Annotated in this window: 11 protein-coding genes; 10 read left to right on the top strand and 1 reads right to left on the bottom strand. The window is 34.2% G+C overall.

The annotated features are described in order from the left end of the window. Window positions 1-178: 178 nt before the first annotated feature. Window positions 179-2,065, top strand: a complete 1,887-nt coding sequence (gene dnaK / locus DB891_RS05195) for a molecular chaperone DnaK (RefSeq protein WP_116761273.1) — start codon at window positions 179-181, stop codon at window positions 2,063-2,065. A 118-nt stretch (window positions 2,066-2,183) separates the two neighbouring features. Here the strand turns inward: dnaK and DB891_RS05190 are convergent, their stop codons facing one another. Continuing rightward, on the bottom strand, window positions 2,184-2,795 hold the full coding sequence (locus tag DB891_RS05190) for a transposase (protein WP_116761270.1): 612 nt from the start codon (window positions 2,793-2,795) through the stop codon (window positions 2,184-2,186). A gap of 94 nt (window positions 2,796-2,889) precedes the next feature. Here DB891_RS05190 and corA point away from each other — a divergent pair, with 94 nt between their 5' ends. The 9 genes from corA to priA all read left to right on the top strand — a co-directional run bounded on the left by corA (window position 2,890) and on the right by priA (window position 16,863). Then, window positions 2,890-3,960 (top strand): magnesium/cobalt transporter CorA, encoded by a 1,071-nt coding sequence (gene corA / locus DB891_RS05185; RefSeq protein WP_116761268.1) that lies wholly within the window; start codon window positions 2,890-2,892, stop codon window positions 3,958-3,960. A 340-nt stretch (window positions 3,961-4,300) separates the two neighbouring features. After that, window positions 4,301-6,394, top strand: a complete 2,094-nt coding sequence (gene pta / locus DB891_RS05180) for a phosphate acetyltransferase (RefSeq protein WP_116761266.1) — start codon at window positions 4,301-4,303, stop codon at window positions 6,392-6,394. Between the two features lie 273 nt (window positions 6,395-6,667). Then, window positions 6,668-7,867: an acetate/propionate family kinase gene (locus DB891_RS05175; RefSeq protein ID WP_116761264.1), complete on the top strand. Its 1,200-nt coding sequence runs from the start codon at window positions 6,668-6,670 to the stop codon at window positions 7,865-7,867. A 215-nt stretch (window positions 7,868-8,082) separates the two neighbouring features. Further along, window positions 8,083-10,170: a glycoside hydrolase family 97 protein gene (locus DB891_RS05170; protein WP_116761262.1), complete on the top strand. Its 2,088-nt coding sequence runs from the start codon at window positions 8,083-8,085 to the stop codon at window positions 10,168-10,170. Window positions 10,171-10,311: 141 nt separating this feature from the next. Beyond that, window positions 10,312-11,700: a M28 family peptidase gene (locus DB891_RS05165; protein ID WP_116761260.1), complete on the top strand. Its 1,389-nt coding sequence runs from the start codon at window positions 10,312-10,314 to the stop codon at window positions 11,698-11,700. 320 nt (window positions 11,701-12,020) lie between these two features. Next, complete coding sequence (gene nadC / locus DB891_RS05160; RefSeq protein ID WP_116761258.1) at window positions 12,021-12,878, top strand: carboxylating nicotinate-nucleotide diphosphorylase; 858 nt, start codon at window positions 12,021-12,023, stop codon at window positions 12,876-12,878. Between the two features lie 3 nt (window positions 12,879-12,881). Beyond that, window positions 12,882-13,829 (top strand): YihY/virulence factor BrkB family protein, encoded by a 948-nt coding sequence (locus DB891_RS05155; RefSeq protein ID WP_116761256.1) that lies wholly within the window; start codon window positions 12,882-12,884, stop codon window positions 13,827-13,829. 101 nt (window positions 13,830-13,930) lie between these two features. Beyond that, window positions 13,931-14,362 (top strand): DUF2147 domain-containing protein, encoded by a 432-nt coding sequence (locus tag DB891_RS05150; protein ID WP_116761255.1) that lies wholly within the window; start codon window positions 13,931-13,933, stop codon window positions 14,360-14,362. 50 nt (window positions 14,363-14,412) lie between these two features. Beyond that, window positions 14,413-16,863: a replication restart helicase PriA gene (gene priA, locus DB891_RS05145; protein WP_116761253.1), complete on the top strand. Its 2,451-nt coding sequence runs from the start codon at window positions 14,413-14,415 to the stop codon at window positions 16,861-16,863. The last annotated feature ends 163 nt before the right edge of the window (window positions 16,864-17,026 follow it).

Raw genomic sequence — 17,026 nt, 5'->3', positions numbered from 1 at the left:
ACCAAAATTGCAATCTAAAATCTAAAATGACACCCTTAAAATGTCAGTTTGTCATATTATTTTGTGCCAATTATAGTGGAAACTGACAATTTACTCGGTTTTTTGTATTGGCACAAAGATTGCCTTAGAGTCTTCGAGTCGTTAAAACAAGTATACAATAAAATTAAATATATTTAAAATGGGTAAAATAATCGGAATTGATTTAGGTACAACAAACTCTTGTGTTTCTGTAATGGAAGGTAATGAAGCAGTAGTAATCCCTAATGCTGAAGGAAAAAGAACAACACCATCTATCATCGCTTTTGTTGAAGGTGGAGAAATTAAAGTAGGAGATCCTGCAAAAAGACAAGCGGTAACTAATCCAACTAAGACTATTGCTTCTATCAAACGTTTTATGGGTCAAACTTTTGATGGAACAAAAGACGAAGCGAAAAGAGTTTCTTATTCTATAGAAAAAGGAGATAACAATACACCACGTGTAAACATTGATGGTCGTTTGTATTCTGCTCAAGAATTGTCAGCTATGACACTTCAAAAAATGAAAAAAACAGCTGAAGACTATTTAGGTCAAACTGTTACAGAAGCGGTTATCACTGTTCCGGCTTACTTTAACGATGCTCAACGTCAAGCTACAATAGAAGCTGGTGAAATTGCAGGTCTTAAAGTAATGCGTATCATCAACGAACCTACTGCTGCAGCTTTGGCTTATGGTTTGGATAAAAAAGATAAAGACCAAAAAATCGCTGTTTACGATTTAGGTGGAGGTACTTTTGATATTTCTGTTCTTGAATTAGGAGACGGAGTTTTCGAAGTATTGTCAACTAACGGTGATACTCACTTAGGAGGAGATGATTTTGACCATGAAATTATTGACTGGTTAGCGAATGAATTTTTAGCTGAAGAAGGTATCGACTTGCGTCTTGACCCAATGTCATTGCAACGTTTGAAAGAAGCTGCTGAGAAAGCTAAGATTGAATTGTCATCTTCTACTGAAACTGAAATCAACTTACCTTACGTAACTGCGACTCCTTCAGGACCAAAACACTTAGTAAAAAAATTATCAAGAGCTCAATTTGAGAAATTAACTGACGCATTGGTAAAACGTTCTATGGCACCTGTTGCTCAAGCGTTGAAAGATGCAAATTTAAAAATCTCTGATATTGACGAAGTTATCCTTGTAGGAGGTTCTACTCGTATGCCAAGAATCGTAGACGAAGTTGAAAAATTCTTTGGTGGTAAAAAAGCGTCTAAAGGAGTAAACCCTGATGAAGTTGTTGCAATTGGAGCGGCTATTCAAGGTGGAGTTCTTTCTGGAGATGTAAAAGATGTATTGTTACTTGATGTAACTCCTTTATCTTTAGGTATCGAAACTATGGGTGGTCTTATGACTATTCTTATCGAAGCGAATACGACTATTCCAACTAAAAAAGCACAAGTTTTCTCTACTGCTGCCGATTCTCAGCCAACTGTTGAACTACACGTTTTGCAAGGAGCTAGAGCAATGGCTGTTGACAACAAAACTATCGGTCGTTTCAATTTAGATGGTATTCCACCAGCTCCAAGAGGGGTTCCACAAATTGAGGTTGCTTTTGATATTGATGCTAATGGTATCATCAAAGTATCTGCAACTGACAAAGGAACTGGAAAATCTCATGATATTCGTATCGAGGCTTCTTCAGGATTAACTAAAGAAGAAATTGCGAAAATGGTTCAAGATGCTGAAGTTAACGCTGCATCTGATAAAATTGCAAGAGAAAGAGCTGAGAAATTGAACGAAGCAGACGGAATGATCTTCCAAACTGAAACTCAATTGAAAGAAATTGGAGCTAAATTGTCTGATGATCATAAAGTTGCTGTAGAATATGCATTAACTGAATTGAGAATGGCTCACCAATCTCAAGACCTTCCTGCTATTCAAACGGCGTTGGACAATATCAATGCAGCTTGGAAAACAGCTACAGAAGCAATGTACGCTCAAGGAGAACAAGGTCAACAAGCTGCTGAGCCACAAGCTCAATCGCAAGGAGACAATGTTGAAGACGTTGAATTCGAAGAAGTAAAATAATTATTTCTCGTAGAGACGCGATTTATCGCGTCTTTTTACAATTTTATAGTAAAACCGAGTTAGAAATGACTCGGTTTTTTCATTTTTAAACCCGACAGGTTTAAAAATGAAAAAAACATTATAAATTTAAGGATTTCTCTAAACTAGAAAAATCCTCATTCTGATTATGAACCTGTTTGAAGTTTTCTAAATTATCAAAAATAGAAATCACTTCATTCCTTCTCAATTTGGTAGGCTTGTCAGAGACACATGTCAGATAGGAACTCCAAGGATATTCTATGGGATGGTCACATATACCATGCTTTACAGGATTGTAGTGTATGTATTTTATGACGTTCTGTAAATACGTGTCATTATCAATCAATTTTCTTTTGAAAGGCCTCTCAAAAAGAGCTCCATGTCGATCATATCCTTTATTTATTGCTTTGGAATAGGCATTGAACAAATTACCAAAAGACTGATGTGGTGAAATGATTTTCTTTGTTATGGGAGATTCTTTAGATTCTTGAAGGAAGACTATTTCCTCAATAGTTTTGATTCGTACCAATAGATGGAAATGGTTTTTCATCAAGCACCAAGCATAAGTATCGGCAATGGGATTTATATGAGTGTTGTATAAATTTAGAAAATGTTCATAGTTTCTGATTTCTTTGAAAACAGTTTCGCTATTGTTACCACGGTTATAGATGTGATAATAATTTCCAGATTCTAAGAGTTCGATTATTTGCATATTTTAAATTTATTATTTTAGACCTGTCGGGTTTTTAAAACCCGACAGGTCTAAAATAATAAATTTTTCGTAATATTACTGTACAAATTATTTTATGAGAAAGATCAAATACAAGAAAGGGAAACGATTACAGCCTTATAGTCTCGAATATACTGGTTTGCACAGAAACAAAGAGATTGAAATGCAATTGTTTGTTTATGATGATTGTACGGTGAATGAATATGAAAATGGAACTATTGATAGCTTGGAAAAGCATATTGATTTAACTAAAATAAATTGGTTAAATATTCACGGATTGAGCGATATTGATTTGCTTAAAGAAGTAGCGGTACATTTTAATATAGACAATTTTATGTTGGCCGATATTTTAAATACCACCAAAAGAACCAAACTTGAAGAGGAAAAAGACGTTTTGTTTTTTAATATAAAATCGATGTTGCCTGCAGAAAACTCAGATGATATAAGGGTAGAGCAGATAAGTTTTTTGTTAAAAAAAGGAATGTTGATTTCTTTTCAGGAAAAAAGAAGTGATTTTTTTACCCACATACGGGAACGGATTCGAACCAATTCTGGAATTGTACGTACCAAGAAGCCCGATTATCTATTGTATATTCTGTTGGATTCCATTATAGGGAATTTTTATATCACGCTTGAAAACGAAGAGAATAAAATAGAAGAATTGATAGATTTCACCAAAAATAGTGCCGATCCCATTACTTTGGAAAAAATTGAAAGTCATAGGGATAATTTTAATTTCTTGAAACGTTCTATCATTCCGCTTCGGGATTCTTTATATGACATCAAAAGCATAAAAGAGGATGATGTGTTTAATGAAATTGAATCGGATAATTTTATTTTTTTTACTCGTTTGCATCAAAAATGCTTGGAGCTTTTGGAACAAATAGAATCGGATATGGGATCCTTGGAAAGTGCTTCCAATTTCTTTTTTGCGGCACAAACGCATAAGATGAATGAGATTATGAAAACGCTGACAATTATTTCGGTGATATTTATTCCGCTTACTTTTATAGTGGGTATTTACGGAATGAATTTTGATAATATGCCCGAATTGCGATATCACAATGGATATTTTTTGGTAATGGGTTTTATGTTTTTAGTAGTAATTGGGATGGTTTTTTATTTTAAAAGGAGAAGGTGGTTTTGATTTTATTGAAGGATAGTTGTCGACTAAGATTTTAAAGTATTCTATTATGTGTTGTATTTGAGTTACTTTTAAAAGATAGACTAATAGCACGCTAGATTTTTAAAATTTCTCGCAAAGGCGCAAAGACGCAAAGAAAATAACGCTAGACTTTGCGTCTTTGCGTCTTTGCGAGAAAATAACACAAAATAAATTTTGGCTTTGAATTTAATCGGACTTCAATTTTATAGAAAGATAAAATGAAGTTTATTTTTCAAAACTGATTTAAGTCATATTTAAAAAATAATTAAAGAGGTATTTTTGTATAGAGTCCATAAGTGATTAAATTTTTAAAAGTATAAAAATGAATAAAGCTATATATATTGCAACTATAGATGAAAATTGTGGCAAAACAATAATTACTTTGGGTTTAATGAGAACTCTTTTGGGTAAAACTGCCAAAGTGGGGTATTTTAGACCGATAATAGAGGATGTAGAAGAGGGGGAAAAGGATACCCATATCGATATGGTAATTTCGCATTTTGGTTTAGATATTGAATATGAAGACGCTTATGCTATCACAAAAAGTAAGCTAATCAAGAAAAAAAATAAAGGAAAGTTAGGGGAGGTAGTCGATTTAATTATTGAAAAATTCAAAAAATTAGAGGAACGCTTTGATTTTGTTTTGGTTGAAGGAACCAGTTTTTCAGGAGAAGGGACTGTTATCGAACTGGATATGAATGTGCTTATCGCAAAAAACCTCGGAATACCTACCATTATTCTAGGCTCAGGAGTGAGGAAAACTTTAGAGGAATTAATAGATAGTTTAAATTTAGCTTATAATTCATTTAAATTAAAAGAGGTAGAAGTATTGGCCGTAATAGCCAATAAAGTGCAGCCCCAAAATTTGGAATTGGTAACGACAGGATTACAGAAAAATTTACCAGAATCGATTCTTATCAATTCTATCCCTTTAATTCCTAGTTTGAATAATCCAACGATACAAGAAATTGTTGAAGCATTGGATGCTAAAATATTATTTGGACATGGATATTTAAACAATCAAATAGGGAGCTATAGCATTGGTGCAATGCAATTGTGTAACTATTTGTTGCATCTAAAAGAAAATGGTCTTATCATCACTCCGGGAGACCGAGCAGATATTATTCTTGGAGCATTACAGGCCAATGAATCGGCCAATTATCCTTCAGTTTCAGGAATTGTATTAACGGGAAATATAACACCAGAGAATAGTATATTGAAACTAATTGAAGGACTTTCCTCTGTGGTGCCAATTATTACGGTCGAAGGAGGGACTTATCATATCGCAAATACAATCGGGAGTATAAAATCAAAAATATATGCTGGTAATTTGCAAAAAATTGAAACTTCAATAAATACGTTCGATAAGTACGTTGATTTAGATGCGTTAACCAATAAATTTAACGCTTTTGAAGCAGAAGGAATGACTCCTAAAATGTTTCAATACAACTTAGTAAAAAGAGCCAAAGAACATCGAAAACATATTGTTTTACCAGAAGGAAGCGATGAAAGAATTATCATAGCTGCCGCTCGTTTGCAAGCGATGGATGTGGTCGATATATCTATTATCGGAAATAAAAAACAGATCGAAAATAAAGTAGCTGAATTAGGTTTGGATTTCGATTTTTCTAAAGTGCCTATTATTAGTCCAATAGATTCCGGGAATTATGATGATTATGTGAATACCTATTATGAATTACGAAAAGCCAAAAACGTAACGCTAGGGATGGCCAAAGATCTAATGGAAGATGTCTCTTATTTTGGAACCATGATGGTGTACAAAGGTCATGCTGACGGAATGGTTTCGGGAGCGGCACATACTACTCAACATACCATTTTGCCCGCTTTGCAGTTTATTAAAACCAAACCCAACTGCTCTGTTGTGTCATCTGTGTTTTTTATGTGTTTAGAGGATAGGGTTTCTGTTTTCGGAGATTGTGCTATCAATCCTAATCCTACCGCAGAACAATTGGCAGAAATTGCCATATCATCAGCCGATTCAAGTTTAGCATTTGGAATAGAGCCAAAAGTCGCTATGCTTTCCTATTCTTCGGGTTCGTCAGGAAAAGGAGATGAAGTGGATAAAGTGCGAGCTGCAACCGAAATAGTGAAACAAAAACGCCCTGACCTTAAAATTGAAGGACCTATACAATACGATGCCGCAGTTGATTTGGAAGTAGGACAAAGTAAAATGCCAAATTCTGAAGTAGCAGGTCATGCCAGTGTATTGATTTTTCCTGATTTGAATACTGGAAATAATACCTACAAAGCGGTTCAAAGAGAAACGGGAGCCTTAGCCATTGGACCAATGTTGCAAGGCTTGAATAAACCCGTAAATGACTTGAGCCGTGGTTGTACTGTCGATGATATCATTAATACAGTTGTGATTACTGCGATACAGGCACAGGGATTATAGGATAGTTTGTTAGTTTAAAAGTTTAATGGTTTAACCCAGAATCCGCATTAGAATCATGGCACTTTGCTTTTGACTGGATAAATTGCCCACTGAATTTACGGATTCTACTGATTGTCACAGATCCTTATTTTTTATATGGCATTTTGAATCAGCGATAAAAAATCCGTGTAAATCCGTTTGATCAGTAAAATCTGTGAGCTATTGCGCAATTTGGGTTTAAGGTTTATAGTAGAAAAATTAGAAAAGAAACATAAAAGTATATTCACTAAATAAATGAAAATAGTAATAATAAATTCGGGAAGTTCATCCATAAAATATCAATTGATTGATATGCCAGTAAACGAAGTTATTTGCAGCGGTATGATCGATAGAATAGGTTTAGAAAGTTCAAATTTAAGTTATGTGACCGATTCGGTTAAGATTGAGGAATCATTACCTATTGCCAATCATAAAATTGGGCTAAAAAAAATTGCCCAATTGTTAATGGATGAAAAAATAGGGGTAATCAAAAGTACCAAAGAGATCCAAGCTGTTGGGCATCGTGTAGTACACGGTGGTAGTGCTTTTTCTAATACTGTTATTATAAATGAAGAGATAAAAGCAAAAATCAAACAACTTATTGAATTGGCACCATTGCATAATCCAGCCAATTTGGAAGGTATAATTGTGGCCGAAGAGATTTTTGCAGATGCCAGGCAAATAGCTGTTTTTGATACTGCTTTTCATCAAACAATACCTGTTGTGGCTCATAAATATGCCGTGCCCAATTTTCTTTTAACCGAGAATAAAGTACGTGTTTATGGTTTTCATGGAACCAGTCATAAATACGTTTCGGAAAATGCTATTCAATTTTTGAAAGCCAATGGAGTTGAGGATACTTCAAAAATAATTACCATACATTTAGGAAATGGCTGTAGTATGACTGCCATAAAGGACGGGAAAAGTATCGATCACACTCTTGGATTTGGTCCTATGAATGGATTGATTATGGGTACTCGTTGTGGAGATGTGGATCAATCGGTAATTTTTTACTTAGTTAAAACATTAGGATATACAGTAGATGAAGTCAATACAATGTTGCAAAAACAAAGTGGAATGCTGGGTCTTACCGGATATAGCGACTTAAGAGATATTGAATCCAATGCCGAAAAAGGAAATGCTGATTGTCAGTTGGCGTTGGCTATGAATGCGTATCGAATTAAGAAATTTATAGGTTCTTATACCGCTGTTTTGAACGGTTTGGACGCTATTGTATTTACAGCAGGAATTGGAGAGAATTCATCCTACATCAGAAAATTAGTGTGTACCGATATGGATTATTTTGGTTTAGAATTGGATCAAGCCAAAAATGAAATTCGTTCCAAAGAAATGAGAGAGATAAATACTCCAAGTTCAAAAACTAAGATTCTGGTTATTCCGACAAATGAAGAAATAGAAATTGCGAATCAGGTTTACAATTTGCTTTTGAATTAAACAAGAATTATTTTGTTGAAGCTCCTTTTTGAGGAGCTTTTTTTATGCAGTCAGAGGAAGTTTTGTTTAAAAACAGCAGCTTATGTTAGGTTTTTATTAAGTTAATTCTTAAAATTAATAACAATTTGTTACAACTACAAGGTTGTAGTTTTCTTTAAATAAAATGGTATTAGATTAATAATTAGTTTTGATTTAATAAATTAATAAATAACCACATGAAATATTTATTTTCTATTTTTTTCGTTTTTGCGGCGGGATTACTCCATGCACAGAGCGTACAATCTCCTTCCAAAAAAATCGAACTCAATTTTAAGTTAGTAGGAAATGGCCAAGTATCTTATACGGCAAATTATAATGGTAAACCCGTTATTCTAGAAAGTACTTTGGGTATTAAACTCAAAGAAAAACAAGCCCTAGATGCTAATTTTGAAATCCTATCTTCAAAAGTAACGACTTTTAATGAGTCATGGAAGCCCGTTTTAGGTCAAAAAGCCAATATCCTAAATCAATATAACGAGCTTACGATTTCTTTAAAACAAAAGGAAACAAATGTAAAAATGAATATCATTTTTAAAGTGTACGATGAAGGAGTGGCTTTCAGATATGATTTTCCACAGCAAGAAAATCTAAATTATTTCATTATTTCGGATGAAGTGTCCCAGTTTAATTTAACGGAGGATTACAAAGCGTTTTGGATTCCGGGCGATTTTGACAGTAATGAATATGTATATAATGAAACCAAACTTTCTGAAATTGACAATTCTAAATTGGATTTAAATAACGGAATTGGAGTAAAATCAATTCCTAGTAAATATGCGGTTCAATCACCATTAATGATGAAATCACCAACAGGTTTATATGTTAATATTTTTGAAGCTGCGGTTGTCAATTATCCTGTGATGCATTTGAACTTAAATGTTGCTAATTTTAAATTATCTTCCCAATTGGTTCCTAATGCCATAGGAGATAAAGCCTATTTGCAAACCCCTTGCGTATCACCTTGGAGAACGATTATGATTAGTGATGATGCCAGAGATATTGTGGGTTCGCAAATGATTTTAAACTTAAACGAACCTTGTGAAATAGAAGATGTCTCTTATATAAAACCAACAAAATATGTTGGAATTTGGTGGGAAATGCACGTAGGGAAATCAACTTGGGATTTAAGCGGAACACAAGATGCTTCCCAAAAAAGCGCAGGTAAAAAACCGCATGGAGCAACTACAGAAAATACCAAAAGATACATTGATTTTGCGGCTAAAAATGGTTTTGATGGCGTTTTGGTAGAAGGATGGAATACAGGTTGGGAAGATTGGTTTGGAAATTGGAAAGAAGAAGTCTTTGATTTTACAACCCCTTATGCAGACTTCAATATTGCCGAAGTTGCGGCTTATGCCAAAGAAAAAAACGTAAAAATGATCATGCATCATGAAACATCAGGGTCTGTGGCCAATTACGAACGCCATTTGGATCGTGCTTTCGATTTGATGAAGAAGTATGATTATCCAGCTGTTAAATCAGGTTATGTTGGAAAGATTATTCCTCGTGGCGAATTCCATGATGGACAAACGATGGTAAATCACTTCAACTTTGTGGCAAGACGTGCTGCCGATTATAAAATAATGATCAATTCACACGAATCTTCCCGACCTACGGGTTACAGTCGCACATATCCAAATTACATAGCTGCCGAAGCAGCTCGTGGTAATGAATTCAACGCTTGGAGTGTTGGGAATCCGCCAAGTCACGAAACAATATTGCCGTTTACCAGACTTTTAGGAGGACCAATGGATTACACACCGGGAATCTTTGAAATTAAAATGAGCTATTATGACAAAAGTAAAAAAGAACAAGTTCATACTACACTGACCAAACAATTGGCATTGTACGTAACGATGTATTCTCCATTGCAAATGGCCGCCGATTTACTAGAGAATTATGAAAAACGTGCGGATGCTTTTCAATTTATAAAAGATGTGGCTTTAGATTGGGATGATACTAAAATTCTGGAAGCAGAACCTGGGGATTATGTAACTATTGCGAGAAAAACAAAAGGAAAGGAATCGTGGTTTCTAGGGGCAATCACAGATGAAAATGCCAGAAAATCTGAAATAAAATTAGATTTTCTTACTAAAGGACAAAAGTATAAAGCGATTATTTATGAAGACGCCAAAGATGCCGATTGGAAAAACAACCCAATGGCGTACAAAATAAAAACAGTTGAGGTAACCAGTAAATCAAAAATAAATTTGGTTTTGGCTCCAGGCGGAGGAACGGCCATTAGTTTTGAGCCGATTAAGTAATGATTATAATTAAGATTCAATAAAATCCTGCAAACATTTAAAAGTGAGCAGGATTTTTTTTTGATTTTAACTTTGATTTTATTCTAGAATGCCGAAATTGCAGCACCAATAAACCAAAATTAATTTTAGACTAAATCAAAAATGAAAAAGAATCTATTGCTTTCCCTACTTTTTATAAATAGTGTTGCTGTATTTGCCCAAACCAAAGACGAGCAAGTTTTTAAGGAAATTTATAAATCTGCACTTACGAATTCTAAATGTTATTCATGGCTAGATCATCTTTCTAATGAGGTAGGATCTAGATTGTCCGGTTCAGTTGGTGCCGAAAAAGCAGTTCAATATACCAAACAGCAAATGGAAACATTGGGTTTTGATAAAGTATATTTACAAGAAGTAATGGTGCCTAAATGGGTTCGTGGCGAAAAAGAAACAGCCTATATTCAAGATAATTCAACTAAAATAAAAGTGCCAATTTGTGCTTTGGGTGGTTCAATTGCCACACCAAAAAATGGTTTAACTGCCGAAGTAATCGAGGTTCACAGTTTTGAAGAAATGAAAGCTTTGGGTGTTGATAAAATAAAAGGGAAGATTGTTTTTTACAATCGCCCAATGGATAATGCTGAAATTGAGTCTTTTGATGCTTATTCGGGAGCGAATGAACAAAGATATGCAGGAGCCAAAGAAGCTTCAAAAATGGGAGCAGTTGCCACTATCGTTCGCTCTTTGAGTTTGCGATTAGATGACTTTCCGCATACAGGAAGTCAAAGTTATGGTGATATTCCAAAAGCGCAATACATTCCAACAGCAGCAATTAGTACTAATGGAGCCGAATTATTAAGCAAGACTTTAAAAAGTAATCCAAAATTGAAGTTTTATTTTAAGCAAAGTTGCAAGCAATTTGAAGATGTATTGTCCTACAATGTGGTGGGGGAAATAAAAGGGAGTGAACATCCTGAAAATATAATGGTTGTTGGTGGACATCTGGATTCATGGGATTTAGCTGATGGTTCTCATGATGATGGTGCGGGAGTGGTACAAAGTATGGAGGTGATGAATATTTTTAACACTATAAAGTACAAACCCAAAAATACGCTTCGTGTTGTTCTTTTTATGAATGAAGAAAACGGTTTAAGAGGCGGAAGCAAATACGAAGAACTGTCTTTGGCTAATAAAGAAAATCACATTTTTGCTTTAGAAAGTGATGCAGGAGGATTTACTCCTAGAGGATTTTTTTTAGAATGCGACGATGCAAATTTTACTAAAATAGCAGGTTGGAAAAATGTATTTGAACCTTATTTAATTCATAGTTTTGTAAAAGGACATGCAGGATCAGACATCGGGCCATTAACGGGGCAAACACTTGTAAAAGCAGGTTTAAAGCCAGATTCACAGCGTTATTTTGATTACCATCATGCGGCAAATGATAAATTTGATGCTATTGATAAAAGAGAATTAGAACTTGGTGCTGGAACTATGGCTGCTTTGTTATATATGATAGACCAAAATGGAGTTGTAAAACAAAACCCTTAAAATGAATTAGGGTTTTGTAAAATAGAATATAGAACATTCTTTAAAGCAAACAAAATTGGATTTTAACCCAATTTTGTTTGCTTTTTTTTTGGACAATAATCTTCAATGAGATTCGATTGTTTTTGCAACAGAAGCAAATGAAATTGGAATCGAATGAGGTTTAAATATTTACAGAATGTTTAAAATCCAAATGGAGATAGTACTAGCTAGACAAAAGAAAGCTTAATCATAATAAAGTGTGAAATCCTGAATTTTAAACTTTCTTATTTTTAAATCCACAAAATAAATCCTACTTTAGCATTCTTTAAAAATTACTAAAAATGATAAGTGAAGCACAGTTTCAAAAGGAGTTAGAAATACTAATTGCAAATGCGATTAGAGAAGATGTGGGCTCTGGAGATTATAGTTCATTAGCCTGTATTCCTGCAGACGCTATGGGAAAAGCGAAGTTACTGGTAAAAGAAGATGGTATTATTGCAGGTGTGACTTTCGCTAAAATGATTTTCGAATATGTAGATCCTAATTTGCAAATAGAAACTTTTATCGAAGATGGAACGGCTGTGAAGTTTGGTGATGTTGTTTTTCATGTTTCCGGAAGTTCACAATCGATTTTGAAAGCAGAAAGAGTTGTGCTGAATTCCATGCAGAGAATGAGTGCGATAGCCACAAAAACAAACAGTTTTGTTAAGTTGTTAGAGGGAACCAAAACTAAAGTCTTAGACACTCGTAAAACAACTCCTGGTTTTCGCGCTGCAGAGAAATGGGCGGTGAAAATTGGAGGAGGAGAAAATCACCGTTTTGCTTTGTATGACATGGTGATGTTAAAAGACAATCATATTGATTTTGCAGGTGGTATTACTTTGGCAATAGCCAAAACCCAAGCGTATCTAAAAGAGAATAATCTGGATTTAAAAATCATTGTTGAGGCAAGGAATTTAAAAGAAATTATTGAGATTTTGAAATGCGAAGGGGTGCATAGAATATTGATTGACAATTTTAATTATGAGGATACTCGAAAAGCAGTGGTCTTAATTGGAACCAAATGCCAAACTGAATCTTCAGGAAATATCAACGAAGATACGATGCGTAATTATGCGGACTGTGGTGTTAATTATATTTCGTCTGGAGCATTAACACACTCTGTTTATAATATGGATTTAAGCTTAAAAGCAATTTAATACATGAGTCTAATAATAGAGGAAAAACTCGGAAAAATTCCTGTAATTAGGAATTTGATGCATGTCTTGAAGAAGATAAAGGTACCTGGTTTTGGAGGTTTGTCTTTTTATGATTTACTCGAGATGTATATTGAAGGGATAGTAGACGGAGCCTTTTCGTACCACGCTAGTGCAGTAGCATTTAGTTTTTTTATGGCTTTATTTCCTTTCGCTTTGTTTATTTTGAACTTAATTCCCTTTATACCAATTGAGGGGTTTCAAGAGGATTTTCTTCAATTTGTAAAGGAAGGGGTACCACCAAATACTTATGATGCTGTTGCCAATATTATAAATGACATTCTTAATAATAGCCATTCTGGATTAATGTCGTCGGGGTTTTTATTGTCGATTTTCTTGATGGCAAATGGGATCAATGGAATTCTTGGTGGTTTTGAATCTTCTCGACATGTTTTAGAAAAAAGAGGTTTCTTGCACCAATATTTAGTAGCATTAGGGATATCACTATTGCTTTCGATTCTTTTGCTTTTAACGGTGGCCATTATTGTTATTTTTGAGATTTTTATCCAAATGACAATGATCCAAGACGTATTAAGTGATCAGATTCCGTTGATTATTCTGGGGCGTTATATATTTGTGATATTAATGATTTTAATCACTTCCTCGGTATTATTGCGTTATGGAACAAAACAATCCCATAAGCCTCCATTTATAAGTATTGGTTCGGTATTTACGACCATATTGATTGTGATTTCGTCCTATTTTTTTGGGATATGGGTAATACGCTTTTCGAAGTATAATGAGCTTTATGGCTCTATTGGAACATTGCTGATTATGATGTTCTACATCTGGATAAACTGCATGATTTTGTTATTGGGATTTGAATTGAATGCTACGATTCATAAATTGCGCAAAAAGAATAATCATAATAAAAAAAGTTTAGTTAGCGAATAAGGGTATCAAAAAATGAATTTCGTATTCTTGCTAAACTCCCACGACACAGACTGTGACTGTGATTTGGTTCTATAAACATAAATTAATAAGTTTAAAAAAAAATGAAAAAAAGTGCCGTATTTAGTTTAGTTGTCTTTTTTGCAATAATTTGCAATGTTCAAAGCCAAAGTGTAATTGGTAAATGGAAAACAGTTGACGATGAAACGGGTAAACCGAAATCAGTGGTTGAAATCTATGAAAAATCCGGAAAAATATATGGTAAAATAATTGAGATCTTTGAAGCCGATAAGAGAAATAGAGTTTGTGAAGAATGCACAGGAGAGGATAGAAATAAACCAATTCTGGGGATGACAATTATAAAAGGATTGCGTAAAGAGGGGAGTGAATATGGTTCTGGACAAATTTTGGATCCTAAAAACGGAAAATTATACAAATGTGTCATAACGCTTGAAGGAAATGATAAATTAAAACTTAGAGGTTATATCGGCGTTTCTTTGTTTGGACGCACTCAATATTGGTCTAGGGTAAAATAGATTTTAGAATGTAAATCTAAAATCAGCAATCTAAAATCTAAAATTTTTCAATGTATTTCGTAGAAGTCGTTTTACCGCTTTCTCTTGCCAAAACCTTTACTTACAGTGTTTCGGAAGCTGAATTTCTTTTTATGAAAAAAGGGATGAGAGTGGCTGTACCTTTCGGAAAAAGTAAAATCTATACCGCTTTAGTAATTGAAATACACAATAACAAACCGACGTTATACGATGCTAAAGAAATTCATCAAATATTAGATGAATTTCCCATAGTAACAGAATCCCAAATTAATCATTGGCTTTGGATAGCAAACTACTATATGTGTGCCATTGGGGATGTGTACCGAGGTGCCATGCCTAGTGCGTTATTACTGGAAAGTGAAACTATAATAACAAAAAAGAATGATTCATTTGTAGATGAAAGTTTACTTTCGGATGATGAATTTTTGGTTTATGAAGCTTTGCAACAACAAAGTTCCCTGAAAGTACATGATATTATTGCTATTTTAAACAAAAATAATATTTTCCCCGTTATTCAAAAATTGGTTGATAAAAATATTCTGGTACTTCAGGAAGAAGTTCAGGAAAATTACAAACCTAAATTAGTGCGGTACGTTCGTTTGCATACAAAATACGACACCAATGACGGTCTAAAAGAATTACTTGATATTCTAAAAAGTGCCAATAAGCAAAAGGAAATAGTTCTTAATTATTTTCAATTAAGCGCCACAGAAAAGAAGCCAATTACGGTGAAAAAGCTCATTGAAGCGGCTAATTCTTCTGCGGCAATTGTTAAAGCATTAATCGAAAAAGAAATTTTCGAAGAGTATTTTTTACAAGAAGACCGAATCAATTTTGCTGGGAAAAGTAGGGAAGGTGAACTTCAGTTAAGTGTAGCCCAACAAAAAGCGTTTGACTCCATTAAAGAAAATTTCGAGCATAAAGCAGTTTGTCTTTTGCATGGAATTACCTCAAGTGGTAAGACCGAAATTTACATTAAACTGATAGAGGAATATTTAGCAACAGGAAAACAGGTTTTGTATTTGTTGCCAGAAATTGCCTTGACAACTCAATTGGTTTCAAGATTAAGAACTCATTTCGGAAATAAAGTGGCTGTTTTTCATTCTAAGTATAATAATAATGAAAGGGTAGAAGTTTGGAATCAAGTTTTGCGAAATGCAGACAAAGCTCAAATTGTAATAGGAGCAAGATCGGCATTGTTTTTGCCATTTTATGATTTAGGTTTTATTATTATTGATGAAGAGCACGAACAGACTTTTAAGCAATCAGATCCCGCACCTCGCTACCACGCTCGTGATGCGGCTATCGTTTTGGCAAATGGACATCAAGCCAAAGTGTTGCTAGGTTCTGCAACGCCAAGCATAGAGACTTATTTTAATGCAACATCCGATAAATACGGTTTTATTGAAATTTCAGAACGTTTTGGAAATGTAAGTTTGCCGGAAATAGTATTGGTCGATTTAAAGGATAAATACTTTCGTAAAAAAATGAATGGTCATTTTAGTGATGTTCTAACTGAAGAAATCACAGCGGCTTTGTCATTGGGAGAGCAAGTTATTTTGTTTCAAAATAGAAGAGGCTATTCGCCAATAATTGAATGTATAACCTGCGGACATGTGCCACATTGTCAACAGTGCGATGTGAGTCTGACCTATCATAAACATAAAAATCAATTGCGATGTCACTATTGCGGATATTCAATGGCAAATCCTACGCGTTGTCATGAGTGTTCCAGTGTCGATTTGACAACCAAAGGTTTTGGCACGGAGCAGATAGAGCAAGAATTAATAACTATTTTTCCTGGTGCAAAAACAGGAAGAATGGATCAAGATACAACTCGCGGTAAATTTGGTTTCGAAAAAATTATTGACAGTTTTAAGAATCGTGAAATTGATATTTTGGTTGGTACTCAGATGCTGGCCAAAGGATTAGATTTTGATAATGTCAATTTGGTTGGGATTATGAATGCTGATAATATGTTGTACCATCCTGATTTTAGAGCATTTGAAAGAAGTTTTCAGATGATGACCCAAGTGGCGGGACGTTCAGGGCGATCTGAGAAAAAAGGAAAAGTAATTATTCAGACTTACAATCCCAATCACAATACGATACAGCAAGTAACCCATACCGATTATGTTGGGATGTATAAAGAGCAATTGTATGACAGGCAAATTTATAAATACCCACCTTACTTTAGAATCATAAAATTAACGCTCAAACAACGCGACTTCGATAAGCTTAAGGAAGGAGCAATGTGGTTATATCAAGTACTAAGTCAAAATTTGGTTATGCCAGTTTTAGGACCAGAAGAACCTGTGATCAGTAGAATTCGAAATGAATACATCCGAACCATAATTATTAAAATTCCTCAGCAAACTTCAATTGGAAACACAAAAAAAACTATTCAAAAAATATTGAATAGTTTTGAGGCTGTTGCTCAATACAGAGCTATTAAAGTCACGACAAATGTCGATTTTTACTAAAGTAATTTTGGTTCTACCCTCAACTGTGTGGGTTTTATCAAATAGAGACTTTTATCAAAATAAAATATCAAAAAAAAATAAACCATTAAGAAATTAAGATTCATTAAGGTTACAATGGCTTAATGAAGCTTAATTTCTTAATGGTTTAGAGTTTTAAATTTAA

The sequence above is a fragment of the Flavobacterium laiguense genome (assembly GCF_003097655.1).
Taxonomy (GTDB): Bacteria; Bacteroidota; Bacteroidia; order Flavobacteriales; family Flavobacteriaceae; genus Flavobacterium; species Flavobacterium laiguense.
This window is presented reverse-complemented; position numbering and strand designations above follow the sequence as displayed.

What these genes read in the sequence shown, in the direction of transcription:
- DB891_RS05170 (WP_116761262.1), top strand. Translation starts at nt 8,083, where the DNA reads ATGAAATATTTATTTTCTATTTTTTTCGTTTTTGCGGCGGGATTACTC.
- nadC (WP_116761258.1), top strand. Translation starts at nt 12,021, where the DNA reads ATGATAAGTGAAGCACAGTTTCAAAAGGAGTTAGAAATACTAATTGCA.
- priA (WP_116761253.1), top strand. Translation starts at nt 14,413, where the DNA reads ATGTATTTCGTAGAAGTCGTTTTACCGCTTTCTCTTGCCAAAACCTTT.
- dnaK (WP_116761273.1), top strand. Translation starts at nt 179, where the DNA reads ATGGGTAAAATAATCGGAATTGATTTAGGTACAACAAACTCTTGTGTT.
- DB891_RS05150 (WP_116761255.1), top strand. Translation starts at nt 13,931, where the DNA reads ATGAAAAAAAGTGCCGTATTTAGTTTAGTTGTCTTTTTTGCAATAATT.
- pta (WP_116761266.1), top strand. Translation starts at nt 4,301, where the DNA reads ATGAATAAAGCTATATATATTGCAACTATAGATGAAAATTGTGGCAAA.
- DB891_RS05175 (WP_116761264.1), top strand. Translation starts at nt 6,668, where the DNA reads ATGAAAATAGTAATAATAAATTCGGGAAGTTCATCCATAAAATATCAA.
- DB891_RS05190 (WP_116761270.1), bottom strand. Translation starts at nt 2,795, where the DNA reads ATGCAAATAATCGAACTCTTAGAATCTGGAAATTATTATCACATCTAT.
- corA (WP_116761268.1), top strand. Translation starts at nt 2,890, where the DNA reads ATGAGAAAGATCAAATACAAGAAAGGGAAACGATTACAGCCTTATAGT.
- DB891_RS05165 (WP_116761260.1), top strand. Translation starts at nt 10,312, where the DNA reads ATGAAAAAGAATCTATTGCTTTCCCTACTTTTTATAAATAGTGTTGCT.
- DB891_RS05155 (WP_116761256.1), top strand. Translation starts at nt 12,882, where the DNA reads ATGAGTCTAATAATAGAGGAAAAACTCGGAAAAATTCCTGTAATTAGG.